This window comes from Bacillus sp. FJAT-29790 (assembly GCF_019039215.1).
GTDB lineage: Bacteria > Bacillota > Bacilli > Bacillales > Cytobacillaceae > Cytobacillus.
On the sequence record NZ_JAHNZZ010000001.1, the window covers coordinates 2377581 to 2388367 of the forward strand.

Annotated in this window: 5 protein-coding genes; all 5 read right to left on the bottom strand. The window is 37.2% G+C overall.

Annotated elements, in window-relative coordinates; genetic code table 11:
- Positions 1-31: 31 nt before the first annotated feature.
- Positions 32-949, bottom strand: coding sequence for an ankyrin repeat domain-containing protein (locus tag BGM26_RS11320; RefSeq protein WP_217039916.1), 918 nt, complete (start codon positions 947-949; stop codon positions 32-34).
- A 64-nt stretch (positions 950-1013) separates the two neighbouring features.
- Positions 1014-4463, bottom strand: coding sequence for an Ig-like domain-containing protein (locus BGM26_RS11325; protein WP_217039917.1), 3450 nt, complete (start codon positions 4461-4463; stop codon positions 1014-1016).
- 244 nt (positions 4464-4707) lie between these two features.
- Complete coding sequence (locus tag BGM26_RS11330; protein ID WP_217039918.1) at positions 4708-6423, bottom strand: sensor domain-containing diguanylate cyclase; 1716 nt, start codon at positions 6421-6423, stop codon at positions 4708-4710.
- Between the two features lie 224 nt (positions 6424-6647).
- A complete protein-coding gene (locus tag BGM26_RS11335; protein WP_217039919.1) occupies positions 6648-7955 on the bottom strand; it encodes a bifunctional folylpolyglutamate synthase/dihydrofolate synthase in 1308 nt (435 codons plus the stop codon).
- A gap of 69 nt (positions 7956-8024) precedes the next feature.
- Positions 8025-10670: a valine--tRNA ligase gene (locus BGM26_RS11340; protein ID WP_217039920.1), complete on the bottom strand. Its 2646-nt coding sequence runs from the start codon at positions 10668-10670 to the stop codon at positions 8025-8027.
- Positions 10671-10787 lie beyond the last annotated feature (117 nt).

Here is a 10787-nt window from a genome sequence, read left to right on the forward strand (position 1 = left end):
ATAAGCCAGAAGAGGATCCTCCCTCTTCTGGCTATTTTAGTAAGGCGGCTATGTCTTCATGCCCCCACCGTGTTGCATATTCTGATGCTGTTTTCCCATCTATACTTTTAATACTTGGGTCAGCTCCATTTTCTAATAATATTTCTACAATCTCTTTGTAACCATAATCTGCAGCAATAATTAAAGCGGTTTGTCCGATTTTATTTGTATCGTTTATATTTTGCTTATTTTGATTCAAAAGAAATTGTACTATTTCCGTTCTCCCGTTTAAAACAGCCTGGATCAATGGGGAATTTTCTTCTACATCCATTTGTTCCGTATCTTGAACTTTTGTGAATAGTTGTTTTACAACTTCCATTTGTCCAGATTTCACTGCCATTATAAATGCCGTCTCTCCAGCACGATTTAATTCATTACTGTTTATATTGAATTCTATTAGTCTATTAATTACTTCAGGATGTCCTTTTGTTGCAGCAATATGCAATGCTGTATTGCCGTATTCATCTGTTTCACCAAGTTGTTCGGGAAAAGCTTGAATAGCTGTTTTTAATAATACTATATATTGAGAAACCACTTCTTCATAATCCATGCTCTCTTTTAACTGCTTATAATCATCAAACATATATACCAATTGGATAAACAAAGGAATTAAGGGTTCTTCTCTAAGTTTTGCTCCCTTATGAAGCAGTGCGATTGTGCATTCAAAACTTCCGTGATTCATGGCTGTTTCTAATGGTGTATACCCCTCTTCCGATATAAAATTAACTGGATAATTCTTAGAAAGAAGATTATTTAGTTCTTCAATATCATTACTTATGATCGCTTCGATAATCTTTTCTTGCTTTTCCTCTTTGGAAATAGTATGAATGATGTCACGATTAAACAAAAATAAGAGTAAGAAACCTATTAGCAATACTCCGAATAGTAGCATCCATATTTTACTTTTCATTCATTTTGCTCCTTTTTTAAAGCTATGAAGCCATAACAATTGTTATGGCTTCATAGCTTTAACATTACCATTTATCGTTGGCGTTCTCGTTTCCACTTCCTGTACCAGGTTCAACTACATATACCTTTAACACGGTTGAATATTTTTTTCCATTTTCATCATCTACAGTGATTGTAATCCCAGCTTCACCAACGCGTTTGGCAAATATTTGTCCATTAGAAGTAACATCTAACATATACGTGTTATTTGATACAAAGGACTTATTAGGTCCAATATTCGTTGCATCCCTTGGCAGGTAGACGATATAGTTAGATGCATTTTCAAAACTAGATCCCTTTGGAATAGTAAGTTCCCCACTAGTTGAAATTCCAGTTAAAGGTGATCCAACAATTACCGTAATTTTTTGTTTTACATTTCCACCATCTCTGGAAGAAACTTCAATAACTCCAGTTCCTGTCGACACCCCTCTAATCTTTCCTTTTTCAACAACCTCGACTATATTTGGATCTAAAGATTTCCATACTACATCTTTATTTGTGGCATTCTCAGGTAAAATAGTCACTTTAAATTTGTCGTATTCTTCAAACTTATTTAAACGAATCTCATTTGGCGTTATTGCTATACTATTAACGAGAATAGCTTCTACTATTAGGGTAGACTCTTTTTTTACTAGCTCTCCTGCTGCGTTAGTACCACTAGCAATAATTTTTGTAACGCCTGGTTTTAACCCCGTAATCGTAATTGTCTCTTTATTTAAAGAAGCAATTGATGTATTTTCCAATTGGATATTGATCCCTAAGATAGCATCTTCAGGCGTAAGCTTGATTGGAATTTTTTTCGTCTCTCCAACCTTAATAGACATATTGTCAAGTTCAATCGACTCTACCGGAACCCTTACGGAAACATAAGTTGTGGCTTCTTTTATGTTGCCAAAAACATCTGTAACAGTCACTTTCACTGTTCCTGTCCCTTGTTCATGTGCAATAGCAACCCCAGTAGCAGGATCAATTTTTATTGGGGAATCCGGGTTTGTCACTGTCCAGACAATATCTTTTATTCCCGCATTTTCTGGATAGATTTTCAAATCCACTCGAAAATTTTTGTTAACTCCTTTATTAATAACAGTGCTTTCTGGTAATTCTATTTTATCTAAAGCAATGTTAGCACGAATGGTTACCGGATTAAAAACGGATGTCTGATTATTTTTATTGATGTCCTGATAAGTAATTTGAGAATTATTAAGGGTATAATCCTTTTTCTCTTTTGGAACTACTGTGATGCCAAAACTGATAGGTTGAGATGTGAATTTATTACCATTTCTTTTATATAATATGTTTTCTAGATTACCTGTAACGGTATAACCCTTATCTATAGAACCTGATTTTATAAAACCATCTGGAATAGATACATCCATATTTGCAGGGAAAGTCTCTATGAATTTGATATTTGTTAATTCAATTTCATCTGATTTGATATTATTTGCAGCTGCACCATCGATGTCTTTCGGATTGATCTTGTATTCGATTCCAACTCCTTTATCAACTTGTACAATTCCAGTTTGGGAAATGGATCGACTAATCTCAAGATTCGTTTTTACCTTTTCAATTTTTACAGTTAATGATTTTTCTGCTTTTGCTCCCCTTGGATCTGTTGCAACAATTTTCAATGTTGCTAACCCGCCTTCTGGCATTTTGTGATCTATAGATTGAACTACAACCGAACCGTTCGTAACATTATCTTGAGCGAACACTTCCCGGTCATTTAAATACACTTTCGTTGAAAGATTTTTATCTTTCAAATCAAAGTCCTGTATTTTGTATGAGAGCTCTATTTTTTGATGAGCCGGAATAACATCATTATCACTTGGTGTTAAAACCGTTATTACCGGTGCGTGATTGGAGCCAAGAAAAGCCCGATACATCGTATTTACAAACAGTTTCTGTTCTTCATCTGGGAAACCACTATTTGTATGACCTGTACCTGAATAAGTAATATTCCCTTTTGAATACGTGTAATAATGATTCCAGCTATCAAATTCATCCCTATTGCTACCTGTTATGTTATACCATGGGATAACATCTGGATCCTCTAAATCGAGTGTGTAATATTGGTTGTGTGTAGTGGCAATCGTAATCGAATCTTTAAGCTCATAAGGATATTTTGTCATCATACCTTTATTTACTTTTTGTGTGGTTTTCGATTGATTTGGTGCTCCATACCCCAAATTCGTGTGTGGGGCTTTTTGGCCAGTTGCATCCATAAAGTTATCAACCCAGCTCTTTACGCCATTAAAAATGGTATCATGAGTAAATAGAATACTTTGATTCGTATCAATAAATCGCTTCACAGAATTAACTGCTGTAGGACTTATTGCTGCGTCATTATACACATCCGCAAATCCAAAAATTAACATATCATATTTGCCGTTAATTCTAGAATGGGAATATTGACTTGTATCATTATTAAAAGTTGCCATATCCGTTACATCAATATTAATTTTATACTCTCCTGATACATGTAAATAGCTTTGCTTCATATTATTTTCATTTTTTAATGAGCTCGGATCGCTTTTATTTTTTTGTACTTGAAGGACATTTACCTCAACCATTTGATCCTTAAAATAAATGGTGCCTTTTTGATAATCTTTAAGATTTGTGCCCATATCAACGACTTCTAATTTCCAATTACGAATTCCACTATAGCCTGATGGCAGTTCGTATACAATAGACTGGTTAGAACTTTTAATTTGCTGTTCAAGGACGATTTCTGAAGAATCAAACCTGTCATTGAAATCCGCATCAATATAAAGAATCGCTCTAAGATCTTTGCTTTGCACATTTTCAGGTTTTAACATTTTAATTTCAAATTGAAGCTTATTGCCAGGAACATATTTCGTGTTAGGGTTATCTGTTGGCTTTTTAGTTAATTCAAATCTAGGTCTTGGTTTAAAATCATTTCTAAGGAAACTTTCCATTTGAGAAATTAAACCCTGTTTATTGTTTTTATCATAGTAAATAACATTCTTGTTACTGCCATTATATTTATTAAAATACTTTTGGAGTTGCCCTTTGTTTACAATGCTGTTTTTCTCTAAAATAACCGGCTGGCCTTTATTAATAAAATCCTTAACAATTTCGTTTGCCTTTAATTCAGTAATGTCATTTAAAATATTCTGAGTTTGATGTGCGGCGGTTGCTCCCTTTTCTTTAATCAACTGCGGGGCATCTTTTGTTGAATACTCTCCATCAGTAATTGCAATAAAGTCATATTTCCCGTCCAGCTCTTCACGAGAAGCGACAAACTTTTTCATGGTTATCGTTTCTACTTCAAACGAGTTCGTTCCTAATACATTACTAATTCTCGAATTTCCAATATTTACATCAACAATTTCCAAAATTTTAAGCTTTGGATTATAAACAGGAATTGATGAATCAGCTTTTACCTTTATTAATGGCTGAATAAAAGAAGTTAAGACGAGGATGACTACAGATAATAGCGACAAGACTTTTTTCAATAAACTCTCCCCCTTTTGTAACTCCCAATCTATCAATAATATACAAATAATCTGGATCTTTATTACTATTATTATACCAATTTTCCTAAATAAGCCAAAGGAGAATTTAATGAATCTTTTAGGAACAATTTATACCATTTCGCTCCAGATGTTACATTATACGATGATGAATTTCTCATTTTTAATATATATTTCAGCAACAATGCTTTAAAAGCAAACTTCCGAACAGGATTCCTTTTCTTTCCTATTTCACATACTCAGCCACTCGATTCCTTCCAGCTCTTTTCGCTCCAACATATAACGCTCTGTCCGCATATCGAATGAGGGTCAAGGAATCATCGGCATCGTAGGGGGCGGTGGCAATGCCGATTGATACAGTTATGTTAATTAGCAAGGCTTCACAATCACTTTCCATATGCTGGGTGAGTGTGAATTGATTATTGGCAATTGTTTGTCTGACGTGTTCAGCGATATCGAATGCTTCAGCTTTTGCAACATCCGAGAGCAAGATAACAAATTCCTCTCCACCATAGCGTGCAACAGTTCCTTTGTCTCCTATTAATGCAGTTAATCTGCAGGCAAGGTCACATAAGACTTCATTACCGCTTTGATGGCCATATGTATCGTTAACTGCTTTAAAATGATCGAGATCTAATATAATAAGAGATAATTGCTGTCTTTGATTATTTTGCAGTTTTTCGAATTCTTCATTTAGAAGATTTTCGAAGTAACGATAGTTAAATAGCTTTGTTAATGCACAGCGTTCACTCTTTTCCTTTGTTTCCTCGTAGTACCTAGCATTTTCGACGGAAATAGCAAAATGAGAACAAAGAATATCAACAATCATCAGCTGTGATTTTTTGTAAGCCCTCTTTTGGGTAGAGGCTAGGAAAAGCACAGCAACAACCTTGTTATGGCGAACAATCGGCACGCATAAAACACTTTCTGCTGATTCCGGCATATAACCTTTTGCATAATCTTTCCACTCTTTCTTGGTGTTGAAAAGCGCTGATTTTTCCGTTGCCCATACGACGCCGCTAATTCCTTCGTTTTTTCTTAATGGATTAATTTCTGCTGATTTCACTCCATCTTTTTCGAAGCTGCGAATCACTCGAAGTTCATGATCATCACATACATCCAACAAGTAGGCATAGTCGACTGGCAACATGGTCATGAGCTTTTCCATTAATAAATCGATGATCTCGTCCACGTTAAGACGTTCTGCAAGCTCATGACCAATTTCCATTGCCTTTTGCAAATAATCATTTATTTTTACACTAGAATAGTACAGATTGAGGATGATTGATAAACTAGCAAATGGTACCCCAACAAACAATATTGATAACAAGCCGACATCCTTGTAAAGAATATAGAGGATGAATCCAATTGGAAATGTAATAAGCGAAGTAACGGTCTCCCAAATAAAGTTTTTCCCAAAAAAATCCTCTTTTTGATTATAGACGAGAAATCGGAAAAAACTTAAGAATAGCTGATTAAGCACGTAATAAACAATTGGGTAAACAGCGGCAAGCCAATAGTTCGAAGAGGTTTCTAAAAAATCTGCAGTGGACTTCCCCCCTATCATGTAATAGACTGTACCGCTTAGTAAAGAAACAATAAAAAACATGAGTGAATTTATAGGAAAACGAAATAGTTGATTTATCCGAATCCTCTTTCCAATTAAAAGAACAATAATTGCTACTTGGGCAAGAACCATTTCAACAAAAAGACCGAATGTCAAAAAGACTGCTAATGAAACCCATTGCAGCAAAAAAATTGGTATATTGCTAATCACCATTGGCATGGAAGCCCCAAATGACATCAGCACTAAGAATGCAAGTATATCCCATTCCTGCCCGGAAATTTCGGGTGGAAATAATTTATAGGTCATCCAAATGCCTAGGGGAACAATTACTATCCAGGCAAGCCAAATGATTGTTTTTATTTTTGGACTGACCATATAACTTTTACCTCACTTCAAAATTATACTAGGAAAATAGTCATAACCCCTACGGATATTTTACCAAATTTCCAAACTTTTGTCACATTTCCACTTGATTTTTCTTTGAAAAATGTGAATTGTCCGCTTAACCAAACATCATTCATATAATATTCCATCTCAACAAAAAAACCCAATAAAATATTGGGATTTTTGTTATTTATATTTCAGATATTCCATCCTTACTATTTGATATACGATAATAAATACGGTTTCATTTCAGATAAAAAATAAAGAGATCCTGTTACTACAAGAACATCATCGCTTTTCAGAGCGTTCACTTCTTCGTCCAAAGCTGCTTTCCAATCCTTGTTAAAATGCTTATTATCGTTGCCGCTTAATTTGTATAAATCTTCTGCCTCCGCAGCCCGTGGGAAATCAAACTCAACGAATGTGATTTTATTTGCAACCTCATCCAAATTCAAAATCATTTTGTCTAGCTCTTTATCGGAAAGAGCAGCAAAAACAATGGTTATTTTTTTTTCTTGATAGCGTTTTTTCAATTCACTTGTTAAGGCTTGGATTCCTTCTTCATTATGGGCACCATCAATGACAATGACTGGATTCTCCTGCGAAATGATCTCAAATCTACCAGGCCAATACGCCGATTTTAGTCCAGCATAAATATGCTCGTCCTCAATTAAAAATGAGTAATATTTATTTAATAATTCTACGCCCATTACAGCTAAAGACGCATTTTCCGTTTGATGCTTTCCTGCCATCTCAATTTCAATATCCTTCAATTCCCGAAACTGTGTTTTTACAGTAAAAGATTCGCCAGATGGTGTTGAAACATGCTCATCAATGAAAAACTGTTGGCCTAATGAATACATCGGAGCTTTCATTTCATTGGCTTTATTTTTGATTTCCTCGATGGCCTCCTCTTGCTTAACAGCAGTTATGATCCCTGTTCCAGGTTTAATGATCCCCGCTTTTTCCAAAGCAATTTGCGAATATGTATCACCTAGGATATTTGTGTGGTCAAGCCCGATACTTGTGATAACAGATAGGATTGGATAAATAATATTTGTTGAATCAAATCTTCCGCCAAGCCCTACTTCAAAAAGAACAATATCTGCCGGGTGGATACGGCCAAAATATTGGAGCGCCATTGCAGTAATAATTTCAAATTCTGTCGGGCCGCCAAGATCCGTTTCTTCTAATTCTAATGATAGCGGATAAATATCATTGGCCAACCGAATAATCTCTTCGTCCTTTATAGGGATCCCGTTTAATGAAATTCTTTCATTAAATTGCTCAAAATAGGGGGAGGTAAATGTCCCAACTGAATAACCCGCTTCTTGGAGAATATTGCGGAGAAACGTCACCGTTGATCCTTTCCCATTCGTTCCCCCGATATGGATTGATTTCAGTCTTCTTTCCGGATGATCCAGCTTTTCCATCATCCACTCCATCCTCTTCAATCCGGGCTTTATGCCTAGTCTTAAACGCGAGTGAATCCACTCCATCGCTTCTTCATATGTTGTAAACATGCTTTCGCGCCTCCTAATGACATGAGGAAGACGAATCCAATGAATAAGATTCGCCTTCTATTAACTCTGTTATTCCCCTTTTAACTCATTAATACGAGCCTCAACAGCCGCTCTCTTTTCACTGTAATCTTTCTCTTTTGCTTTTTCTTCTTCGATTACTTTTTCAGGTGCTTTTTTGATAAAGCCTTCATTTCCAAGCTTCTTCTGAACACGTTCTACTTCTTTATTTAAACGATCCCATTCTTTTTGCAGACGAGCAACTTCTTCCTCAATATTGATTAAGCCCTCTAGCGGAAGAATAATTTCTACTCCGGTAACAACTGCAGTCATTGCTTTTTCAGGAGTCTCAACGTCAATCGCAACGGTTAATACTTCCGGATTACAGAAACGTTCAATATATCCGCGATTTTTTTCTAACGTTTTAAGAATACCCTCATCTTTTGCTTTTAAAATCATTTTAATTTTCTTGCTCATTGGTGTGTTCACTTCTGCACGGTTATTCCGAACAGAGCGGATGATTTCAACTAAAAGCTTCATTTCATTCGCAGCCTGTTCATCCGTATATTTTGCTTGAACAGTTGGCCATGCCGCTGTCGTAATTGATTCACCTGCATGAGGAAGGTTCTGCCAAATTTCTTCGGTAATAAAAGGCATGAACGGATGCAACAAGCGCATCGTGTTATCTAAAACATATGCTAGAATCGAACGAGTGGTTTTCTTAGCTGCCTCATCTTCCCCGTAAAGTGGAAGCTTCGCCATTTCAATATACCAGTCACAGAAATCGTCCCAGATAAAGTTGTATAGCACACGGCCAACTTCACCGAACTCGTATTTGTCTGATAATCTTGTTACCGTTTCAATCGTTTCATTTAATCGAGTTAAAATCCATTTATCTGCAACTGATTTTTCGCCGCTAAAATCGATTTCTTCATAAGTAAGACCATTCATATTCATTAATGCGAAACGAGATGCATTCCAAATTTTATTCGCAAAGTTCCAAGTTGCTTCTACTTTTTCCATACTGAAACGCAAGTCCTGTCCTGGCGAGCTTCCAGTTGATAAGAAGTAACGGAGGGAATCTGCCCCATATTGATCGATGACATCCATAGGATCGACACCATTTCCAAGGGATTTACTCATTTTCCGGCCTTCTGCATCGCGAACAAGACCATGAATCAATACATCGTTGAATGGGCGCTGTCCCGTAAATTCAAGACCTTGGAAAATCATCCTAGAAACCCAGAAGAAAATAATATCATAGCCTGTTACAAGAGCGGCCGTCGGGTAGTAACGTTTAAAGTCAGCTGCCGTTTGATCAGGCCAGCCCATCGTTGAGAACGGCCATAAAGCTGAACTAAACCAAGTGTCCAATACGTCTTTATCTTGCTCCCAATTTTCTATATCGGCTGGTGGTTCATGATCTACGTACACTTCGCCTGTTTCTTTATGATACCAGGCAGGAATTCGGTGTCCCCACCAAAGCTGACGCGAAATACACCAATCTCTAATGTTTTCCATCCAGCGTAAGTACGTATTTTCAAATCGGTCTGGAACAAAATTCACTTTTTCCTCTTTCTTTTGCAGAGCAACTGCTTCATCAGCAAGAGGCTGCATTTTGACAAACCATTGAGTGGATAAGTAAGGCTCAACAACTGCACCGCTTCGTTCAGAGTGGCCAACTGAATGCATGTGCTCTTCAATTTTAAACAATACGCCTTGTTCTTGAAGGTCTTTAACAATTTGCTTACGGCATTCGAAACGGTCCATATCCTTGTATTTTCCTGCACGCTCGTTCATAGAGCCATCTTCATTCATTACTAAAACACGTTCTAGATTATGGCGGTTACCGATCTCGAAGTCATTCGGGTCATGAGCCGGAGTAATTTTTACCGCACCTGAACCAAATTCCATATCGACATAATCATCAGCAACGATCGGGATCTCGCGGCCCACAATCGGAAGCTTGACGGTTTTGCCAATGAGATGCTTATAGCGCTCGTCTTCCGGATGAACAGCTACTGCCGTATCACCAAGCATTGTTTCAGGACGTGTTGTCGCTATTTCAATATGTCCTGATTCATCTGTCAATGGATATCTCATATGGTAAAAAGCGCCTTGAACATCCTTGTGTATTACCTCGATGTCAGATAAAGCCGTTTTCGTTGATGGGTCCCAGTTGATAATATATTCGCCGCGGTAGATCAGCCCTTTATTATAAAGTGAAACGAACACTTCACGTACAGCCTTTGATAACCCTTCATCAAGCGTGAAACGTTCACGGGAATAATCTAAGCCAAGACCTAGCTTTGACCATTGCTCGCGGATGTGGCTTGCATATTCCTCTTTCCATTTCCATGTCTCCTCAACAAATTTTTCACGCCCTAAATCATAGCGGCTTTTTCCTTCACTGCGCAGCTTTTCTTCTACTTTTGCCTGTGTGGCGATTCCTGCATGGTCCATGCCCGGAAGCCATAATACATCAAAGCCTTGCATGCGCTTCATCCGTGTTAAAATATCTTGAAGGGTTGTATCCCATGCATGGCCTAAATGAAGCCTGCCTGTTACGTTTGGAGGCGGGATAACAATTGTATACGGTTGTTTTTCCGCATCATCCTTCGCCTCAAAAAACTTCCCCTTTGACCACCAATCATAACGACCCTGCTCAATCGAGCTTGGGTCATACTTTGTCGGCATTGTAAGTTCTTTCGTTTCCATTACTATCCATCCCTTACTATATTATTTTGCTAAAGGCTGTTTTCGCATATATTGATGTTTTAGCCTTGAAAGTTTGCCCGTTGATTTCCGCTGCGGGCACTTGCTTTCCGCGGGGAG